The organism is Acinetobacter sp. 3657 (assembly GCF_031456775.1).
Lineage (GTDB): Bacteria > Pseudomonadota > Gammaproteobacteria > Pseudomonadales > Moraxellaceae > Acinetobacter.
Genome location: NZ_JAVDVH010000008.1, coordinates 60,676 through 80,925, shown reverse-complemented (window position 1 = coordinate 80,925; position 20,250 = coordinate 60,676). Strand labels below are relative to the sequence as shown.

The following is a 20,250-nucleotide window of genomic DNA, read 5'->3' as shown; positions in this document are numbered from 1 at the left end:
GCTCAATCAGACTTTATTTCTATAATATTGATGATATGCCTTATTTAAGGCATATCTAACCTATGAAAATTTATATCTGTTCTAAGACTTTAATTTCTTGATTTATTTTCTTTCCAACCCACCATTTGGTCCTTCCAACAATAATCAAAATTAAAGGGTCGGAGGAAGATAAATATTTCTTCCAACTATTATAATCTACCATAGAGGGCGAAGGTATATTCTCAGGATGAGTATGCCACTCACCTAGATATTGCCATGTACCATTAGATTCACGAAATGCTTTATCAACCTTTTCTTGGTGATGTTTACCAATTCGATTAACTGAAAAACGGCTTCGAATGTCTGAAAAATTAGGTACTGATACCATTCTAACTACTAAATGAATTCCTCTACGCTCACCGATGATCACACCAGCACTTTCAGGATTTGAATTCTCCAACTGCCGATATGAAAGTAAAATTTCAACTACTTCTGACAAAATAACAACTAAGGCATCATCATCAGCCTTAAAAACTAAATCTTTACCTAGCATTACAAATACCACAATTAGATTCCGAATGAACTAATTTAGGCTTTAATGTTCGACCACCTTCAAATATATGTTCCTTGTAATTCCAATTTCTTTCATGCTCTAGAGTTGCAAGCGTTGCCTCTTGAATTAAGGCTGCCGTCATAACACTTACGGCAGCATCATATGGTATATAGGTACTGCCACAAGATACTTTTTTCTCATTCAAGCCAGCAAATTGCTTAAAGCGAATATCATTTCCATTATGATAAAAAGTAGGATTACTCCAAAGGCAGTTAATACATCCACCTGAATAATCAATAAAAACTTTTGATGCGCGACCATTACCATCGTTAAAACCATGAATTAGTATTGGTCTCTTCGCACCATCTAATTTACGAAGTAGGTATGAAAGCCGTTTGGCAATAGGTGCTCTGCCAGTCGCATCAATGATAATGTCATAAGAAGATAGATATTTCTCAATTAATGGAAATTCACAATCAAATCCATGAATATCCGTTTTAAGATGGGTCGATGTAGTCAATCGCTCTTGTAATGCAACTGATTTACTCTTTCCAAAGTCTGATGAAAAAAGTGTATGCCTTCCGAAGTTTTGAGGACCATAATTGTCAAAATCGAAAAGATGCAATTTGCCACTATGAACTCCGGCCCCTGAGCGAATTAAAAGTTCAGATACATAACCTCCAATTGTGCCACATCCAATCAAAGCAATTCGCTTTGAGCTGAGATCACCAACATCAGGACGTGATCTATTTCTTGAAAGAACAGTATTCTTATCGGCTTTAATAAAAGAAATTCTTTTAAATTTTTTAAAAGCATATTTTCCCGATAAAACAGCAGTAATCGTAGAAAGCTGGATAGCTCGACCACCCTTTTTACCAGTCTTTTTAGTATTTGCATAAGTGGATAACTGAACGGTCTGAGTATCCAACTCCAACACAAGACCAAGGGTATCTTGTTTCTCAACCTCTAATAAAATTAAATGATTTTTGAATCTATTCTGAACAAAATAGTTCGCTAAGTGTGCTTTGGCATTGTGATCAACGGTCGAAAGCCAATCAAATAGCTCCTTTGAGTTTTTGGGAGGCCAATTAACTCCTGATAAACGATTGGGTCTAACTTTAATTACAAAAGTGTGAAGTCTCTGAGATTTAGTCTCATACAAACCTCGCTGCATTAACCAGTTTTTGTGCTCATGTTCTGTATTGCTGTCATATAGAATAGATTCCTTTGTTGTTTCCTTCTCTAATGACTTATTAAAACTTAAAGTAGAAAATCTATCGTGTAGGTCATGAAAACTCGATAATGAATATACTTTGCTTTCTGGCTTCCAATAAGCACTAAATTCCCCCTCCAACTCCACTTGCTCTGTAGATCTATTATGAATTGATTCAACTGAGTTATTTAAAGTAATTTGAATTTGACGATCTACTGTCATATACAGCGCGATAAGATCATTGGGATTCCAGTCAGCTTCCATTTCTTGCACATAGCATAAATACCAACCATTGTTTACATGTGGAAGCAGCACATCCTGCAGATGTGCTGGTTTGTCCACGATGTATGCATATGGCAAGCTAGTATAAGGATCATATGTAAAAATCAGCGCTATCCTGAATACACCTTCCGTAGTTACAAAATCTTTAACATAAAATTGCTTACTTTGAGATAAATCAGATAGATGTTTGTAGGCTTTGAGATGCCGAGATTCGATAAATTCATACCCACATCTCAGCATCAAGCTATGTAACTCACTCACGCACCTACCCGCTTATCATAGTTGAGCTAATTTGAAATGTTGTACTAGCTTGACTTGCTTCATCCTCAAATGCGGGAGCTGCTGTCTGGGAAACAATTAAACTATAGTCTTTGACACGATCACCAAAGTTCAGATTTAAAAGAGTAAGAGCTTCGTGTTTAGTGTCAGCAACAAACGCATTTTCTAAATTTGTTAATAGTGTTTGCATTTTCTCAACAATTTCCCTTTCACGTTCCCCGTGTTCGGAATAAGGAGGGAACAATGGTCTTTCATCAGTATCATCTGGACTTTCTACTCCATTTCTAAATGTATTAGGAAGTTCTCTCGCAATGGTTAACATCGTTGAACCGAAGTCTTGGTTATTGATGTATTTACGATTCAAAATATTCACTGTTGCTGCCATTAATGAAATAGATGATGGTCCCCCTCCCCACTCCCATTGAGCATCACGCCAAGCTTTCAAAAAGCGACAGATTTTACGTAAATGTGGTCCGATTCTTCTGCAATTTTCTTCAAACCAGTCTGAAACAACTTTAGGATCACTTTTCATCCATTTCTGATCATTAGCCCGAATTGCTAAATTTACACAGTCTGAATCGAGTTTATATTTTTTTTGATCTGCAATTGAAACACTGCTGTCATATTCATCATAAGTCAAACGAGTATTAGCAGCCGCTTTAAAAAACTGCTCTTTTTCTAAAAATTTATCTTCAGGAATTGCATACATTGGCACATCAACATGTGCATTCATATGGGGAATAGTAATACGTCCACATGTACGTTTCGCTTCAAATGTCCAGCTTGGATTTTCAGCGACCAAAGATTTAAGAGAAGTATCAACCAAAAGTAATAGCAAATGATGACCAATAACAGGCTTTTCATTAAAAAATACCATTGGCAGATATGTGCCATCGTCAATGTCCATTTCCTGAGGCGGAGTTACGTAAGGCTTATTTAGTGTGTTGTATGTAAAACTACCTTGTGTCCAGAATCGTGGTGTAAGCTTCAAAAATTCTGCTTTGGCATTACTATCAAGCTGAATGATTAGTTCAGCAAATTTATTCTGGTCTTCTTGAGAAAGGTATTTAAAATTAGTTACAGACATTTCTACACGTAGAAATTCCAATCCAATGTCCTTTTTAGCCTGATTCACTAATTTTTTTGCTTCTACGAAAATATCTCGCGTTCGCTCCCGCACTTTATCTCGCAGTGCTTTTAAAGCATCTTTTTCTCTATCACTAAGAAGTAGCTGCCCCATTAAACCATCTGTACGGTTTGAATAGTATTGATGAAAATTCCAGTTCATGCTGTAACCTCCGAGGAGTCTATATAAAGGGCAAATGGTTCTGCTTTTTTAAGAAAGAAATTACGTAACTCTTCATCTTTGGTATATCGTTCGGCTGCTAATTTTTTCCCCGAACCACGCAGTGCTTTTAAGCACCCCTCAGATGCGTTATCTAAAGTGATTTCAGCAGCAGCTTCATTAGGAATAGTTTCGTCAATTTCAACATAATTTTTCTCAATTTTGAGTGCTTCAAACTCACGTAAAAGCATAAACCGTTGTAAATGTTGGTTAGCTGTCATTGTGCTTAATACAATACGCTCGCCCATATTCCAAAGACTTAGATATCCCTTACCAGAGTTTTTAGATAGTGTTTCTGGACTGATACAGTAATCCTCACTTAATGTACCAATATTCAGAACTTTTATATTTTCCGGCTTCGCATCCGGAAAATCATTTTTCATGTCGATTAAAACTTCACGAATGCCAATATAACTTGGATTATTAGCTACCAAACCACCATCAGCAAAGTAGTTCTCCAATTTTTCAATGTAATGAGGCTTAAAGTAAGTTGGAGCAGCAGATGTCGCCATAGCTGCGTCAATTAACCTAATCTCACGATCCATCGTGAACATAGGATTATGTGGAGTTTTGAAGAACTTCGGTTTACCTGTAGACAGATTCACTGATGTAATCATGACTCGACGGTTGAGGTCTTCGAATTTAATAGTATCCCCAATCATACTTTTTACAGCATCGTATAATGGCTCACTTTCATATATAGAGCGTCGTAATAGATTCCACCATTGTTTATTCTTAAAACGTTTTAATGGAAAAATTTTAGTAGCATTTATCTCGAAAGCTTCTTTTAACTCACGCGCGCTTTTGCCACTAGCCAAACCAAGTGCCAAGATGCCACCTATAGATGTACCAGTAATAAGGTCAAAATAATCACCAATTTTGACATTCTCACATTTCTCACGTTTCTCAATAATTGATTCTAGTTCAGCAAGTAAAGTGATGGTAAATAAACCACGTACACCACCTCCATTTAAACTTAGAATCTTGATATCTCGTTTGTTTTTAAGCGCTTCCAAAGTCTACTCATTTTTTATGTTTACTATTAGATTGTGATTAAATAAAATATTTCAAGCAACATAAATGTTTAAAAAAACGACACATTGTGTCGCAGTAAAGTGAATTTTAGAATTCTCTACTCACTATTCAAATTACTTAAAAGTACAAATATTTTTTTATAAAAAAAATACATTTTACTCATCAAGCAATTCAATTAATTACATGCCATGAGCCCCCTCAATTTCTATTTTTTCATACTAGAACCTTAGTGCCAACTAACAAAAAGAGCAGAATCAATTAAAGATTGCATAAAAAATCCTTAAAGTACTTATTATTTATATTTAAAAAATAATTGTATAATTTTCAATAAGCACACTTATACCAACCCTGCTTATCATCCCATACAACCCGCCCTGACTCTAATGGTGTCTGTTTATATAGAACATTTAGCCCTGATGAGATTTGATTGAAATTATTCAACCAGCCTTTGATATTGATTTTCAGATTGACATGATCATTTGAAAAACCTTCTAAACTAGCGATGACCAAACCATCAACTTGACGATAAGTTGGCTGCCCTAGAACAATAGTTCCTGTAAATTCAGATAGTCTTGCATTCTTACAAATCGTTTGACCAATATCTTTCGGTTTAGGTGCATTGGTTATGAGATTTCTTTCATAGTTATTTTTCAATTGTTGTTGTTCAAGTTTGTATTGTTCAATAGCTTGATTTTTCTTATTATCTTCAATATTTTTCTTCGACTGATATGCAGTCACACCACGATAGACTTCATCATCCGAAATAACCATTGTTTTAAGGGTGACAAAGTTCAAAGGCTGCCCCATTCCTCCAATACGAGATGAAATAGGTTCAATCGAGATATTCCATGGTATTTCTGCTGCACATTTGAATGTACCTGTGGCTGAAACGAGCCGTTGATTATTCAAAGCAGAAATATGTGTACCTCTCATATACTGGAACATGCTCCTAGACATTTGAAAGAAACGACCATCTTGGCTAGCACATAAATTACTCATATAGGTATAAGGAATTAAGGCATCGGGTACAGCATCTTCAAATAAGAATTCCTTACCATTTCCGTCTTTCCCATTTAGAAACTTAGAAGTAATTAAATGATTTGGTGTGTTATAAGCTTTTACATCACTAGGCTTAATTGAGCTAACTGTTACACATCCTGCAAATGGTAAACATACGCTTAGAAAAGTAAATAAATTTATATTTTTCATTTAGATAATCCACAAGAATATATAAAACCAAATATTTTTACTATTATTTAGTAGAGTAAGATTAGCACAAAAGAGGATTATAATCCTCTAAAATATTAATTGAAATTACGATGTCTTAAATTTGGAGTTATATTTTTATGTCTAAATTCCCAGATGACTACCGAATGACACCTGAAGAAATTGAAGAATTACGTCAAGATACTAAGACTGCCCAGAAATCAGCTGCATATTTAGCATTGCTAAGCCAGATAAAACCATTCAACTTATCAAAAGTAAAACAGCTACAAGATGTTGAGTCGGAAGAGACCGTAAAGACAAATAAAAAGATGAAATGAAAGCTTAAGAGACCTCATTTCGTAATTCAAAAGGATAAGAGTACAAAAACACGAAAGCTCGGACATATCTTGCCGAGCCTCGGAATTGGGGTTGCCTACTCTCATAGGTACTCCCTAGTAACTAAGGCTATACCACTTTGATTGCTCAGTCAAATCTACAGGTGATGAATGAATTTAATTGTTATTGAAAATAGAACGATCTCTTACTCAGACTTTAGGTAATAAAATTTGAGGCTCAACTTCAAGCATGTGCGCAATTTCATAAAGCTTAAGAACCGTGATATTGACTTCGCCTCGTTCAATTCGACCAAGATAACTACGATCAATATTACAAAGTAATGCTAATTTCTCTTGGGTAATTTTTTGATCAACCCTACATGTGCGAATCGCATGTCCAATTTGTTGTGCTAAATCGTTCATAAGTTCTATTCCCATAAAGAATAGAACTATTCATTTTTGAGGACTAAGTATCCACGGCTTATAATCCTCATTACTTGCAGCGTTGCAAATGCACTCACAAAACCTTGAATTATTGATAATTTATTATCCGTCAAATACCAATCACTGCAATTTTCTTTAATACGATTAAACACAAACACATAAAAAGGATTATAATCCTCATTTTTACTGTACAATTTCAGATGGACGAAATTAAGCATGCGCTTAAATCAGAATTTCTTGTGTTAATTGAGAACGAAATTCTTCTTACATGGTACAAACCAAAAGATCTTTGGATAAGATTTGGGAGTCAATCTCAAGCAATTAAATGGCAGACCTACTCTCTTATACGAGAATTAGAGAGATTTGGATATGTAAGAAAAAAATATGATGAATTTGGTAATTTTTATTATTCAGAAACAGATAAATTGACTGAATTTAGGGTTATACATTGTAAGGAAAAAGCTATAAGAGTCTTAACTGAAAAGCTCAAATTAATTGAACTTGAGAAAACAGAAAAAGTTATGGAAATACAGCTAACTATAGAACTTAGCAAACAATTTCCTGACATCAACTTTTGCCTTAAAAATCATATAAAAAACAACCAAGATATTTTAAAAAATTTAGACTATAAAAAGAATATTATATTCAACATTCTTAACGATATAGAATCATATATTTATTAATAAAAATATAATATTTAATTAATGTTTATTATATTGATAATAAAAAATAAATCCAAAATAATAAACACTTGCAAAAGATCAAAAAACAACTATTTTTAGATTATGTTCAAATTTTTATTATTACTACTATGAAGACTAATCAGCAAATCAAAGATGATTTTGAGCAAGCAGGAATTAGTATTTCTGATTGGAGCTTAAAACATAATTTCTCAAGAGATTTAGTTTACAGAATCCTGAATACAAATCGATTACCTAAAAGAGGTGAAAGTAAAAGAATTGCGATCGCTTTGGGCTTAATTGGAGCGGAGAAAGAAACATGACTTAAAAAATAAAGCGGATTCATGGAATCCGCTCTACCCGTTTGCAATCAAGAGAAAGCTAACTATGTGGTGTTTTTAGTATCTCTTGATTGCAATGTCTCGTCAAGTCTTGAGCAATAGAATCAGAATTGCTCAAAGCCTTGTCTCATCCTAAAGAATGTGAGAACAGCAATGCAAATAAGTTATACAGAGTATAAAACAGCACAACTTAATCAAAATTTACTAAGAAAATTTGAGGAAGTTTTTCAAAAACAGATACATGTCTCATCCAAATTTATTGGTGAGCGTAGAATAAAATCACGTGTTGGTAGCCGTGTTTCACTTTTTCCAAGTGCTAAAAATAAAGGACTCATCTGCCTTGAAAGCAATTTAGAACTAGCGCATGCAATAAGCCTTGAGCGTAATGAAGATATACTTCAATATCGAACACAAGCAGTTCAAATCTTCATTAGTGATCAACATTTTATTATTCCCGACTTTATAGTCAAAACATCAAATGGATTTGAAGTCCATGAAATAAAACCAAATTTAGAATCTCTTTCAGAAAATAAAATTTCAAGATTCAAATTAGTAGAAAAAATCTTAAAAAATTACAATATCAATTTTAGAGCTTTTGATCGTACTACTCTTCTATCGAAAGAAGACTATATTTTTCTTAATATCAGTTATCAACGAGCAAATCATAAAGAAATAATTAAAAGCGAACTAAAAAAAGCTGAGTCAATTATAAAAAATGAAATCTTTAATACTAGAGATGAATTATATACTTTGATGAAATCAAATAATTTAGAAAAAAGTATTGCTGATTATTTTATCTTTTATAAAAAAGCATTGGGGTTTTGATCATGAAAAATGATTTCAAATTAAATATCGGTGATCGTTTCACTTATTTAAATGAATTATATGAGATATGTTATATAGAAAATGAAGTTATTCGATATTCCAACTTTATCAACGGAAGCATGCATTTCATAACAGAATATAATTTAATTAATAAGATTTTGAGCGGAGATATAAAATTTACGACTTTAAGCATCAAAAAACCACATAAAAACCAAGCATTAACTATAGAAGAAATTTCTAAATATATCACTTATATCTTTAGCAATAAAATTCCCTGCACAAACAAAAAACTTAAAAATGCAATTATAAACCTCAGACAGGAGAATCTAGATCTGAGAGAAATATCTGCAAGCACCTTAGCAAGATATATTAAAAAATATAGAAATGATGCTAATTCATTCAACTCCTTTTACAAAGAAAAGGGAGGAAATAAACATTTTAGATTCTCAATTGAAGTTGAAAATATTATTAATGAAGTTATTTTAGAATTCATAAAAGAGAGAGAGAATTTTAGTCCATATGATGCATATCTAATTATTAAAGATAAGATTTCATCTCTTAATATGGATACAAAAATCCCATCTCAAAGAACAATATATCGACGTTTTCAGAGACTTGATCCTTATGTTTTCGTTAAAAATAAAAGAGGTCCAAGAGATGCAAATAAGATTTTTAAAGCTTCAGGTCAAAGTTTAAACTCTTGCAGTCTACTCGCAATAGTTCAAATTGATACACATGAAATTGACTGTATTATAGTTGATAGAAGTGGAAATATTCTCGGTAGACCTCAACTTTGTATCGCAATAGATGTTTACACACGAGCAATCATAGGTTGGCACTTATGTATGCTCCCAGCAAGTGCAACTAAGACATTACTTACACTTAAAAATATGTTAATGCGACCTCATGAAGGAAAACTGGGAGGTCTTCCAACTATAATAATCCCGGATAATGGATGTGAATTCAATAATAATGCTTTAGCTAATTTTTGTAATAATTTTAATATTACAAAATCAGAATCTCAACCATATTGTCCGGATAATAAAGCACATATTGAAAGCTTTTTTAAATCATTAAATGAAAATGTTATCCATAAACTTAAAGGTACCACATATTCATCACCGCAACATCGAGGAGACTACAACTCCAATGGAAATGCTTGTTATACATTAGAAGTATTAAGAGATTTAATAAATGAATGGATTGAGAATATTTACCATAAAAGAATTCATTCAAGCACTCAACAAAGACCTGAATCGATGTGGAAAGAAGCATCAAAAATATTTCCAGTACTAACAGTTTCTGAGTTAGAAATTGAACAAAAATGTCGAACTGTTTTTCGATATAAAATTAATAAAGGGCAAATTAACTTAAAAGGTCTAAGATATAAGTCTCAAGCCCTCGCTACATTAAATTATCGCTTCAAAGAAAAAGTCACCATTTATGTCGATCAGTTAAATTTAAGTAGTATTTATATCCAAGATCCTTTTAATCAGAACAACTTTATTCAGGCTGACTCAATATACCCTAATGCGACCGCGGATTTAACTTTAGCTGAATGGCTAGAGGCAAAGGAAATATTGCGAGAAAAGTACAATACTGATCCGCAAGAAATTAAGAATGAAGAGATGTTATATCTTGCACGCTTAAATTTCTTACTAAAAATACAAAATCTTAATAAGAAAAATAAGCGCTTTAGGCAAGTTAAAAATGATCTAGAAACAATGATTTCCGAGCAAGAAAAACGTTTGGATATCACCAAAATTACTGTTGAAATGCCTCAGAATCTATCATCCTCAAATCATCAGGAAGAGATTCCACAGCTTACTTATGACAATTTAGAAACTGATCTAACCGATTTTTTCTATGAAGAGATTAACTTAGATGAATAATAACTCACATATTCAAACGCTTTCAAAATTAAGGAATTTTATTTGCCATCATTCTGATTTTTCAAATGCACTAAATGCCATTGAAGAATGTATGCAAATGAGCCAAATGAATAATCAACCTATTGGTTGTTTACTACTTGGAGATGGAGGTGTTGGAAAATCAACGATATGTAAACTAATTAAAAGTAAGCATAAATCTTATAAATCTATTGAAGATAACATGGAGAAACTGATTGTTACTGCTTTCTACTTTCCAGTCCCCGCTCCTATCACCATTAAAAGCTTAGCGATCCGCATGCTTGAAGAGCTAGGTTGTACAGATCATAAAGGTACAAGTGAACAATTGAATTATCGCTTACGCATTCTATTAAAAGAATGTAAAACACAGCTCATTATGCTTGACGAATTTCATCATATTTACAGTTCTAGTGCTCAAAAAAATAAAACGTCTGAAAATGTTGCAAACTGGATCAAGACATTAGCTGATGAAACTAAAATATGTATATGTTTGATCGGTCTACCTAATATTCAAGAAAATTTATTTATTGATAGTCAATTAGCTCGCAGATTTTCTCGTGTTCTAAAGCTTAACCCATTGAAGTTGGACAATCATCATCAAGAAGGAACTCTTAGACCATTTCTCAAGCAAACATCTATATATATGTCTAAAAATTTTAATATTTCATTTGATCCAGACATTACTTCAAATGATCTATTAAAGCGTATTTTTTTGGCAACTACGGGTTATCAGGCATATGTCATGCAGCTTATATATCAGAGTTGCTTATGTGCCTTGAAAAATAATCGTTCTATTGTTGCTTTAAGTGATTTTCATGAAGCTTACGCTTTGAAAAGCATCTTATATAAACCAATGACACAAAAAGACATTTTTAAAATCAACTCTACACAAATTACTGAAGTTCTAATTTAAATCATGAAAAAATTAATGCTTTCTCATACCCCAATTCCATTTCAAGATGAGTTCATTGCAAGTTTCTTACTAAGAGCTTCTTTTTCAAATGGCTACCAATCTCCAAAACAAATGTTAAATAGTGCAGGCATTTCAGTTTATATACATTCATATGATTCAATGTTTACTGACGAGGTTAAAGTTAAAAAAATCATAGAAAATATTAACTTTTCAGATGATTTATTGAAGCTTGTTATTAATAAAACCCCACCAACTTTTCAACATTTTTTCTGGAATAACAACAAAATAGTTCGACCTCAGCTCATATCATTTACCTTAAATAAATTCTGTTCAATTTGCTTAGAGCATGGTGGCTATTGGAAGAAAAACTGGCTCTTAAATCCTTTAACGGCTTGTACTGATCATAAAATTGATTTAACCATTAATTGTCCAGAGTGCCGTAACTTTTTACCAACAAATCGTAGATCATTATTTGAATGTCCGACCTGTAAGTTCGACTTAAGAAAGAGTTCCAAAAATTCAACTAAAGTAGATAATATTAAAACCAATCAATGGTTACTAGAAAATTTAGCATTAGATGATGCCAACTTCATAGAAATTTTTTTTGATATTTGGACAGCTTTGCATGAATACTTTTTAAATTTAGAAAAAGAGATTGATTATTCTTATATTTTAATATTATGTCATGATTATTTCTTTGCCCAAGATATATTTAAGGAAAAAATTATAAAAGAAATAGAAAACAATCTGGCTTATGCTCATCCGAGAATTCAATTACTTCCTTTTCTTAGAAAGAAATCTAGATTTGGTAATTTTCTTGAGAAAATACTCTCCCCATTTAGAGAGTATAACTCTTTATCACCCAGTCTTATTGTTAGAAAAATCAGCAAGATAGACACAACACACATATTGGATGTAAGTTTTATTGCCTTTCATAAGAGATTAAAATCAGGAATTCTATATCATGAGGAACTCATGAAAAATGACAAAGCCCATTTCACAACTAGAATTATTGAAGATTGGTTGGTCAAAGATAAAAATAGCATTAATAAGCCTTATATGTACAACAAACCATCTCTTTATTCAGATGACTCAAATGATTATTTTGGCTCTATAGAAATTAGCAAGATACTTTGTATTAATATATGTCTCACCCATAAATTCTTAAAAATACCGAGTATTCCTACTACTAAAAAATTTATCAATGACCATAAAAAATATTGTTTAGATAAAAAATTTGTTATAGATTTTAATGAAAAGTATATTTTTTTATCACCTTTAGCAAAAAAACTGAATGTTTCAGTAGTTACCTTAAAAGACAAACTAGCTAGCTTGAATATTAAACCTATTATTGAAAATAAGCTTTATCCGGCTTATTTTTCTAGAGATGATGTTAAACATATAAATAAGTCTATTATTGAGAACATAACGATATACGAACATAGTTTTGGTCGAAAGAAAGAAGGAGCTTGTTCAAAAAGTAAGAATAATGATTTATTAAGTCTAAATGAAGCATCACTACTCTTAAACATCTCATCTCAACAAGTAGCTCAACTAATCCAACATAATTGGTTGATTATTGATGACCCAGAAATACGTCCTTACATCATTCTAAGACGCAGTATTGATAAGTTTTTACAGCGGAAAAATGATCCCTCATTCATTGAAATCGATGAGGCACTCAAAATCCTCAACTGTACATTTAATGAACTCCAGAAGAATTGGGTTATGACAGGTTTCTTAACTATTCGACGTGTAGGGTATTGGCGTTCTATTCCGAAAAAGCAACTGAACTATGTAATTGAAATTCAGAAAGAATTCTTTACTGCATCAGAGGCTAATGTCTATTTAGGAATGCATCGAACTCATATTACAAATTTAGTAACTCAGGGCTTAATCAAACCACATCTATTTGGTAATCATAATTATTCTATTAGGTTATTTAAAAAAACGGATGTAGAAAAATTACGACAAGCAGGTTATGGTAAAAATTAAATGATCCTTGCAGTTTATTAGTAGAAAACCCGAGTGTGATCCGCCAAGATTACTCGGGTTTTCTTGCTTAAAATTTTACATATTCTGCTTCTGAAATATTACTCAATAAATTGAAAAATTCTGATCTAGAATCTTTGGTTAATTTATTTTGTGGGAATTCTCCTAAAAGCTTTACAGCTTCTAAAGAGTCTAATTGAGATGTAAAAGGGACAGCATGACGAATAAAACTTGTTTTATTTGTTAATACGGCAGTATCTAAAACTTCTTTAATTTCGTTATAGCGCGGCTTTCTTTGAGCCGTCAGGAAAAGCCCATCAAAAATAATATATATATCTCTTAAAGCAGGTAAATTAAGTTTAACAATTGCCCCCATTAATGGTAAATTTGCCTCAGGTCCGTCATCATGGCTATAACCGTGACTTGCCGTACGATGCGTTGCAAAGAGAATAACTTCATTACAGTAAGTATTATTTAAATACTCTAACAAGTTGCAACAATTTTCAGTCGTATTACCATCTTTATATCTTAAAGCGGAAAAGTTTTTTTCATTATTAAAAATGGCTGCCAGATTTTGCGCGAAAGGTAGATATTGTTTACAGGCTTTTGTAATGAAATCTGATCTTGATGAAAAAAGATTTGTATTATGAACTTTATCTTTTAAAAAATCGTCTACTTTTCTCGTTAATGAAATCGGCATAGTTACATTAATTTTTTCTGTTTTTTCACTATAAACTGACGTATCAATACTTATAACGTGAAAAAACACATTTTTGTCACGATTTTTAAACATGATTGAGGTCATCTCAGCCGGTTCAGGAATATCTTCACCGCGGTCACTGAGAAAATCGAAATACTCAAGTATTTTTTCTTGAATTTTATTTACAGCTTCATCATAACTTGAGCCAGTTGTTATAACTTTTGGTTGCTCGAATAAAGTAGCTTCATAAATATTTTTTCTAAAAAATGCTTTTGATTCAGTAACTTTAACAAGTACAGTATAATTTTTCACCTATAACCCCATTTACCCATATTTTAAAAGAAATTAGATGTCTTTTAAATATTAATTATAAAGTTATTAAAGTCAAATGTATTTTACTTCAATGATTTGAAATTAATTTCTAACTATTTGATATTTAAATGATAACCCCAATAATCTTTATTTTAGATATTGTAGAGTTATAAATATATTGCTAGTTTTCTTTCAAAAAAGTGACCACACTGCTCGACCCTTAACTATAGTTCCCAACAAGTCCCTTTCAAATCAGATCCTGCAGCTTTCTGATTTGCTTTGCACCCACACCAACGGCTTTGTTGCATAAATACCTAACCAACTGATTTCATTAGTTTAATTTTTTGATTGAATTTTATACAAACCTTTTAAAATCAGTATCTTAAAAAATGTTTATGCAACAAAGCCCTTAAATTTGAGCAGCTTAGGAAAGCTCTTACTTTAAAATCTTTATGCAACAAAACTGTTTACTTAACTCGATGTTTTTAAAACTATGGCTGTTGCATAAATATTATTTCAATTAAGAAAATCCACACTAAGTTTATTTATGCAACAAGACCAATAGAAAATAAAAATAATTTGGTATTCCAATCTAATAAATTGGAATAATTGTCTTTATCATTTATTTAAACTAATTGGGTTTGCGACCTCTTCTGGTGTAAAAGGTGTTGTCCCCTCAGGTACTCTTGTACCATAGTAAATGTAAAGAGATAAGAAAAGTCCAGAAAATATTAAAAATACAAAAACACCTATCAAAATTAATTTTGGCTTTTTGATATTTTTAGCAACTTTGGCTAGAGTATAGACAAATAATAAAGATATTATTAATGACATAAAGAAAAATGAGATCATATACCACACTCCGCTTTTACCATAGGATTATTTATTAATTTGTTATATTCTCTACGTACTCTATCTGCCCAGTCTTGACAATTATTTTTTTCGATTCCAATACCCCCAAGTAGACTATATTGTCCAGTATAAGTTTGCGCGACTGCTTTTCGCATCACACAATCATTATAATGTATTTTTTTTAAAGATTTTTTATAATTTCTCAACAAACTTGGTTTATCCATTTCTAATTTTGAGCTCCCCATATAACCAATATTTGAAGGATGTTTTCCATCTTCAAAGAATAGCTGTTCATGTGAAACTTCAGTATTTAAGCGATTATCTAAGTAGTTTTTAGAGAAAATGGGAATCCATGGTAGTCCATCCAACGGTCTAGAAGCAAAATATGCTAATCCCATTGGATCAATAAAGCTTATTGGATTATTTCCTGCATAGGCATAAGTATTTAATCCACCTATTAGTCCAATCGGATCACTCTGTGTATATCTACCTATACTAGGGTCATAGTAACGATTCCAGTTGTACCAAAGTGCACTTTCTGCATCATAGTATTGCCCAGGAAAACCGATATTCAATTGTCCAATACTACTTTGAATCATTGAACTATCATAACTGCTCGTCTGTGCTTTCCATACCACCGCTTTACTGGCATTGGTTAAGATTTCTGGTCGCCCTAAATGGTCACTATGAACAAAATTTACTTTGTTACCCTGTACCACACTAATTACTTGTCCATCCAACCAGATATATACAGTACCTAAAGCACCTGTTTGTGTCGCTGACAATCCAGACTCAGCTAATAGTCGTCCGTCAGGTGCGTAGACATAATTGATACTACCAGCACTACTCATCTTACGGCTACGTAAGTTAAAGACATCATAATCATAAGTAGTAGTTACACTACCTGATTTAACTGTTTTTAAGCGATTAAAAGCATCGTAAGTATAGTCTTGAGTACCCCCATAACCAGTTTTCTTAATCAAATTGCCTAATACATCATAGCTAAAAGCCTTAGCTTCTGTCGTAGAGGTGCTGGCTAAGCGATTGGCTACTGTGGTTTTATAATCGGTCACGGCATTGGTATTACCAGTGCGTGTGAGACGGTTCCCATTTCCATCAAAAGTCCAGCTTTCACTATAAATGGTAGAAGCAGACTTGGTTAATTGGCCTAAATCGTCATAACTATAAATTGTGGTTTTCTTGTCTTCCAGACTATTGGTGATCTTAGTTACCCAGTTATTGTTGTTATAACTATATATTAAATCCTGAATGGTTGGAGTCTTAATGGCTGCCAAACGATAATCCCGATCAAAAGTATTCGTTTTTGTTAGCCCATTGCCATAAGTCCAGTTTTTAATGCCACCATAAGGTTCATATTGAATATTACTCACTACAGTCTGGTCTACACCTTGTATTTTGACCTTCACTGAGTTAATACGACTCAAAGTATCATATTGATAACTCACTTTAAAACCATCACTGGCTCTGCTTTCACCGATTAATCGACCATAATTATCATAGGTCCAGTAAGTTGGATAACTGATGCCATCAATTTTGGTTATTTGTACATTTAACTGCCCATCCTTAGTATAACTATAGCCTTTAGAAGTAATACCGTCTGAAATACCACATAGCCGACCTTTCCCGTTAGTACAAGTATCATAAACCCAAGCTTGTATTTGATTGCCTGTTTCGGCTTTAATCCTGCGATTTAAGGCATCATACGTATATGTTGTCACAACGTTGTTTGCACGTGTCAGCTTGATTAAATTACTATTTTGATCATATTCATAGTATGACACTCCCGTGTCATGGCTACTTTGCCTTATTAGATTACCAAAGCCATCGTAACTATATGCTGTCGTTGTACCATGAGCATCTTTTACAAACCGTAGCTCATTTGCCCCGCCATAACGATATTCTATTGTGCTTCCATCTGGATTAACTTGTGTATTGAGTTGATTAAATACATCATATTGATAGCTTGTAGCTTTATTTAAAGAATCTATTTTTTTAACTATATTACCATTAGCATCATAGTGATAACGGATATTTTGCCCGTTGTTCCCCAAGTCTGCTGTAGTCCAACCTAACTGGTTATGCGTATTACTTTGAAAATAGCGTATATTGCTGCCTTCCTTATAAGCTATTGTCAGTAATTTCCCTAATTGGGAATAAGTATAATCCTTACTGCTAATGACTTGATTACCTATACCATGGGTAATACTTCCAATAGTACCGTTATCATTATAATTAATGGTTTCTGTTATGCCATTGCGTTCAATCTGGTTGACCCCAAAAGCATTATATTGATAAGTCGTTGTGTGAATCTGATTAGTGGCTAAGATCTCTTTTTCAGTCGTGATACGCCCCAGAGCATCATAAGTAAACTCAGTAACTAAACCATTAGCATCTGTGATTTTACCGACTTGCCCTAATCCATTATAGTTACTATAACTCGTGATGTGCCCCAGAGCATTCCTAGTTTGGGTCAAGTCTCCAACTGCATCATAACTATACGTTGTTGTTTGTCCATTGTTATTAATCGCTACGTCTTTGAGCATACCATTACTGTGGAAGGTATAACCATAACCTGTAACACTACAAGTGGTCGTATTTTGCTTACTACACTGCTTAACACTTTTCACTCTATGTTTAGCAATATGTGTTGCAGGATAATATTCATAAATGGTTTCATCAATCGGTTGGTCATTTATACGATTATAACTACCATAACGTTCTATTTTAGTTAAAATATTAGAGTTTGGTGCCCATTGATATTTAATAGTCGTGATTCGACTACGATCTGTACCTTTTATACCTGTAATTTGCTGTGTAACTTTACCAGTAGCGTCTCTTGTATATTCTGTTGTATTACCATTCCAATCTGTACTAGAACTAATATAACCATTATTATAAGTAGTTGATACACTGCTATTAGGGCAATTACTTACGCCACTACGTTCAATCTTAGCAAGTTTATTTTTATTATTATCAGTATAAATATATTTTGAAATAGCTCCTAGCGCATTAGTAACTATTGTATAGTTACCACCAAAAGTTAATTTATCCGTTTGTGTTCCATCGCTTCTACCACTTTGTATGGCTTGATTACCGTTATAATAGTATGTGTTGTACCTTTTACCATCAACTGATATTCCAGTTAAGACTTGGCTTTCAGCCCCATTCTCCCCATAATGATAAGTCCTTACACTATTATTAGCTGGATAATGAACCTTCTCCAACCTATCACCATTATAAGAATAATTATATAAATTATTATTAGCATCTATTACACTAATTATTTTACCCCCCGACCATTTTATAATTATTTTTTTGCCACTTGTGTGTATTATATCCAAGGTATCAAGTACATAAATAAAGTCACTATTTCTATATAAATTATATTTCAAAGTCCACCCCACGCCATGAGGGTTAATTTTTTTTAAAATTTCTCCTGTATACCCATGATATACCTCAACACTTCCGTCATTGTATGTTAGCGTATAATTAATATTAAAAATATTTTTAAGATCTTCATTTTCAACAAGTTTTGCATCAAAATTAGCTAAAATAGAAGTATTTTTACCATTATGATCTCTGACTAGTTCAATAATGCCTTCAGGATTTTGTCTATAAAAACTACCAACTTCATCTCGTAATAATTTATAATCATAATTATGTTTCCACTTACCATTTTTTGAAAAATCTGAAGCACCGGAATTTCTTGAGTTATAATAACGAATAAATTCTAAGGGCATTTCACCTTTCATGGTAAAATCAATTTCTTTTTGAGTTTTTTGCCCATTACTTATTGTAATTGGATTATTCGTTTTATCACAATTTTTTTCAGTAGAAGAGTTACTATTTATTGTTGGAAGCATAAAAACTGGAGGCACCCAAGGAATACTAGTACCTGGAGCATCATAAGTTCGAAATTGATTTAAACAAGTCGTACAACCAAAGTTATCTTGATTAGCTTTTATACTGATAACTGGCAATTGAGCGGTATTTGCTATAGCTAAATTATTAATAAAAACTAGATTTAGAATTAATAAAAAGTAGATTTTTATCTTATCTCCACAATACAATTTTACTAATTTCTTTTCTGAGTTATAAGACATAATTTTTTATACCTATAAAAATTACATAATAAACACAAAAAAAATATAGTCAATAATCATTCTCAATAAAAGTTATTTTTCTTTAACTTCCTTCATTTCCCTTACATAGCTTTGTTGCTGCTCTTTACTAAGGCATGAATCATACTACCCAAACAGCTACAAAACCATTAATTCATACTCATACAATCAAGTCTCCATCAACCGTTGAAATATTTTCATTTGGTTTGATTCCATTTGTAATGATCAAGCAGAATCAGACTTCTCCATAGGTAGACCTCACACCCAAGATATAACCTAAATTTGGATGGGAGGGAGATTTTCTAATTTAGCAAGTTTTGTGAAACAGAACCTGTTAATAGACAAATAATTTTATCACCATTAACGTTGTTTTAATTAAACCACTCTAGGTATTAAGTATTTGATATTTAAAAATTACAAGTATACCACTGGTTTGTTTTTAGTATTTAGTTAATTTGGTTTTTATACGATACTATTTCTTAAAAACAATCTGAAAAATATTTAAATTTATTACTTTCACCTATCAAGATTATGAATTCGTATCTTTAATTCCTTCACTTGCAACTTGAACAGTAGATAACCAATCAGACTATTGACCTTCATATAGTTGCTCAGTGTGAGCACCAAGTCTATTTGATGGAATTAGCAGCGCAATCACATTAGCTGAAATCAAAGATTTTAAGAAAAAGGTATGTTCTGCGAAATTACTTATTATTGACGATTTTTGGTTAGGTGGTTTTAATCAGTCTTCAGCTCCATTATTTTTGGAAATCATTGATAAGCAATCAAAGAATGGTGGCTTACTCATTACCAGTCAAGTGCCCAAGAGATTGTGGATTGAGCAATTTCAAGATCGAATGATTGCAGATGCAGTTATGGATGTATTTTACATCGCTCATACGAGTTAGAAAT

At 32.4% G+C, this 20,250-nt stretch carries 16 protein-coding genes; 7 read left to right on the top strand and 9 right to left on the bottom strand.

The window, feature by feature from the left end; all coding sequences use genetic code 11:
- Positions 1 to 70 precede the first annotated feature (70 nt).
- The 5 genes from J2Y37_RS10495 to J2Y37_RS10475 form a co-directional block, all read right to left on the bottom strand.
- Positions 71 to 532: a Mov34/MPN/PAD-1 family protein gene (locus J2Y37_RS10495; protein WP_349032783.1), complete on the bottom strand. Its 462-nt coding sequence runs from the start codon at positions 530 to 532 to the stop codon at positions 71 to 73.
- Positions 522 to 2,288, bottom strand: coding sequence for an E2/UBC family protein (locus J2Y37_RS10490; protein WP_349032782.1), 1,767 nt, complete (start codon positions 2,286 to 2,288; stop codon positions 522 to 524). Before J2Y37_RS10490 ends, J2Y37_RS10495 begins: the two co-directional genes overlap by 11 nt.
- A 4-nt stretch (positions 2,289 to 2,292) precedes the next feature.
- Positions 2,293 to 3,594 (bottom strand): CBASS cGAMP synthase, encoded by a 1,302-nt coding sequence (locus J2Y37_RS10485; protein ID WP_349032781.1) that lies wholly within the window; start codon positions 3,592 to 3,594, stop codon positions 2,293 to 2,295.
- Positions 3,591 to 4,667, bottom strand: a complete 1,077-nt coding sequence (locus tag J2Y37_RS10480) for a CBASS cGAMP-activated phospholipase (protein ID WP_349032780.1) — start codon at positions 4,665 to 4,667, stop codon at positions 3,591 to 3,593. The genes J2Y37_RS10485 and J2Y37_RS10480 overlap by 4 nt, the downstream gene beginning before the upstream one ends.
- 343 nt (positions 4,668 to 5,010) lie before the next feature.
- Positions 5,011 to 5,895: a hypothetical protein gene (locus J2Y37_RS10475; RefSeq protein ID WP_349032779.1), complete on the bottom strand. Its 885-nt coding sequence runs from the start codon at positions 5,893 to 5,895 to the stop codon at positions 5,011 to 5,013.
- A gap of 137 nt (positions 5,896 to 6,032) precedes the next feature.
- On the opposite strand from J2Y37_RS10475, the gene J2Y37_RS10470 reads away from it, so the two are divergent.
- The gene (locus tag J2Y37_RS10470; RefSeq protein WP_349032778.1) at positions 6,033 to 6,230 is read left to right on the top strand and encodes a hypothetical protein; all 198 of its coding nucleotides are present in this window, start codon (positions 6,033 to 6,035) and stop codon (positions 6,228 to 6,230) included.
- 207 nt (positions 6,231 to 6,437) lie between these two features.
- Here the strand turns inward: J2Y37_RS10470 and J2Y37_RS10465 are convergent, their stop codons facing one another.
- Positions 6,438 to 6,650, bottom strand: coding sequence for a helix-turn-helix transcriptional regulator (locus J2Y37_RS10465; protein ID WP_349032777.1), 213 nt, complete (start codon positions 6,648 to 6,650; stop codon positions 6,438 to 6,440).
- 221 nt (positions 6,651 to 6,871) lie between these two features.
- On the opposite strand from J2Y37_RS10465, the gene J2Y37_RS10460 reads away from it, so the two are divergent.
- The 6 genes from J2Y37_RS10460 to J2Y37_RS10435 all read left to right on the top strand — a co-directional run bounded on the left by J2Y37_RS10460 (position 6,872) and on the right by J2Y37_RS10435 (position 13,335).
- Complete coding sequence (locus J2Y37_RS10460; RefSeq protein WP_349032776.1) at positions 6,872 to 7,354, top strand: hypothetical protein; 483 nt, start codon at positions 6,872 to 6,874, stop codon at positions 7,352 to 7,354.
- A gap of 68 nt (positions 7,355 to 7,422) precedes the next feature.
- The gene (locus J2Y37_RS10455) at positions 7,423 to 7,674 is read left to right on the top strand and encodes a hypothetical protein (RefSeq protein WP_349032775.1); all 252 of its coding nucleotides are present in this window, start codon (positions 7,423 to 7,425) and stop codon (positions 7,672 to 7,674) included.
- A 171-nt stretch (positions 7,675 to 7,845) separates the two neighbouring features.
- Positions 7,846 to 8,517: a hypothetical protein gene (locus tag J2Y37_RS10450; RefSeq protein ID WP_349032774.1), complete on the top strand. Its 672-nt coding sequence runs from the start codon at positions 7,846 to 7,848 to the stop codon at positions 8,515 to 8,517.
- Between the two features lie 2 nt (positions 8,518 to 8,519).
- The gene (locus J2Y37_RS10445) at positions 8,520 to 10,409 is read left to right on the top strand and encodes a DDE-type integrase/transposase/recombinase (protein WP_349032773.1); all 1,890 of its coding nucleotides are present in this window, start codon (positions 8,520 to 8,522) and stop codon (positions 10,407 to 10,409) included.
- A complete protein-coding gene (locus tag J2Y37_RS10440; protein WP_349032772.1) occupies positions 10,402 to 11,340 on the top strand; it encodes a TniB family NTP-binding protein in 939 nt (312 codons plus the stop codon). Before J2Y37_RS10445 ends, J2Y37_RS10440 begins: the two co-directional genes overlap by 8 nt.
- Positions 11,341 to 11,343: 3 nt before the next feature.
- Positions 11,344 to 13,335 carry a TniQ family protein gene (locus tag J2Y37_RS10435; protein WP_349032771.1) on the top strand — a complete coding sequence of 664 codons (1,992 nt, stop codon included), beginning with the start codon at positions 11,344 to 11,346 and terminating at the stop codon, positions 13,333 to 13,335.
- Between the two features lie 67 nt (positions 13,336 to 13,402).
- Here J2Y37_RS10435 and J2Y37_RS10430 read toward each other — a convergent pair whose 3' ends face one another.
- From J2Y37_RS10430 to J2Y37_RS10420, 3 genes are all read right to left on the bottom strand, one after another.
- Entirely contained in the window at positions 13,403 to 14,344 is a 942-nt protein-coding gene (locus tag J2Y37_RS10430) for a type II toxin-antitoxin system HicB family antitoxin (RefSeq protein ID WP_349032770.1), read from the bottom strand.
- A 618-nt stretch (positions 14,345 to 14,962) separates the two neighbouring features.
- On the bottom strand, positions 14,963 to 15,196 hold the full coding sequence (locus J2Y37_RS10425; protein ID WP_349032769.1) for a hypothetical protein: 234 nt from the start codon (positions 15,194 to 15,196) through the stop codon (positions 14,963 to 14,965).
- Entirely contained in the window at positions 15,193 to 19,320 is a 4,128-nt protein-coding gene (locus J2Y37_RS10420) for an RHS repeat-associated core domain-containing protein (protein ID WP_349032768.1), read from the bottom strand. Before J2Y37_RS10420 ends, J2Y37_RS10425 begins: the two co-directional genes overlap by 4 nt.
- Positions 19,321 to 20,250: the final 930 nt, after the last annotated feature.

What these genes read in the sequence shown, in the direction of transcription:
- J2Y37_RS10465 (WP_349032777.1), bottom strand. Translation starts at nt 6,650, where the DNA reads ATGAACGATTTAGCACAACAAATTGGACATGCGATTCGCACATGTAGG.
- J2Y37_RS10475 (WP_349032779.1), bottom strand. Translation starts at nt 5,895, where the DNA reads ATGAAAAATATAAATTTATTTACTTTTCTAAGCGTATGTTTACCATTT.
- J2Y37_RS10445 (WP_349032773.1), top strand. Translation starts at nt 8,520, where the DNA reads ATGAAAAATGATTTCAAATTAAATATCGGTGATCGTTTCACTTATTTA.
- J2Y37_RS10485 (WP_349032781.1), bottom strand. Translation starts at nt 3,594, where the DNA reads ATGAACTGGAATTTTCATCAATACTATTCAAACCGTACAGATGGTTTA.
- J2Y37_RS10470 (WP_349032778.1), top strand. Translation starts at nt 6,033, where the DNA reads ATGTCTAAATTCCCAGATGACTACCGAATGACACCTGAAGAAATTGAA.
- J2Y37_RS10440 (WP_349032772.1), top strand. Translation starts at nt 10,402, where the DNA reads ATGAATAATAACTCACATATTCAAACGCTTTCAAAATTAAGGAATTTT.
- J2Y37_RS10460 (WP_349032776.1), top strand. Translation starts at nt 6,872, where the DNA reads ATGGACGAAATTAAGCATGCGCTTAAATCAGAATTTCTTGTGTTAATT.
- J2Y37_RS10495 (WP_349032783.1), bottom strand. Translation starts at nt 532, where the DNA reads ATGCTAGGTAAAGATTTAGTTTTTAAGGCTGATGATGATGCCTTAGTT.
- J2Y37_RS10420 (WP_349032768.1), bottom strand. Translation starts at nt 19,320, where the DNA reads ATGTCTTATAACTCAGAAAAGAAATTAGTAAAATTGTATTGTGGAGAT.
- J2Y37_RS10450 (WP_349032774.1), top strand. Translation starts at nt 7,846, where the DNA reads ATGCAAATAAGTTATACAGAGTATAAAACAGCACAACTTAATCAAAAT.
- J2Y37_RS10425 (WP_349032769.1), bottom strand. Translation starts at nt 15,196, where the DNA reads ATGATCTCATTTTTCTTTATGTCATTAATAATATCTTTATTATTTGTC.
- J2Y37_RS10435 (WP_349032771.1), top strand. Translation starts at nt 11,344, where the DNA reads ATGAAAAAATTAATGCTTTCTCATACCCCAATTCCATTTCAAGATGAG.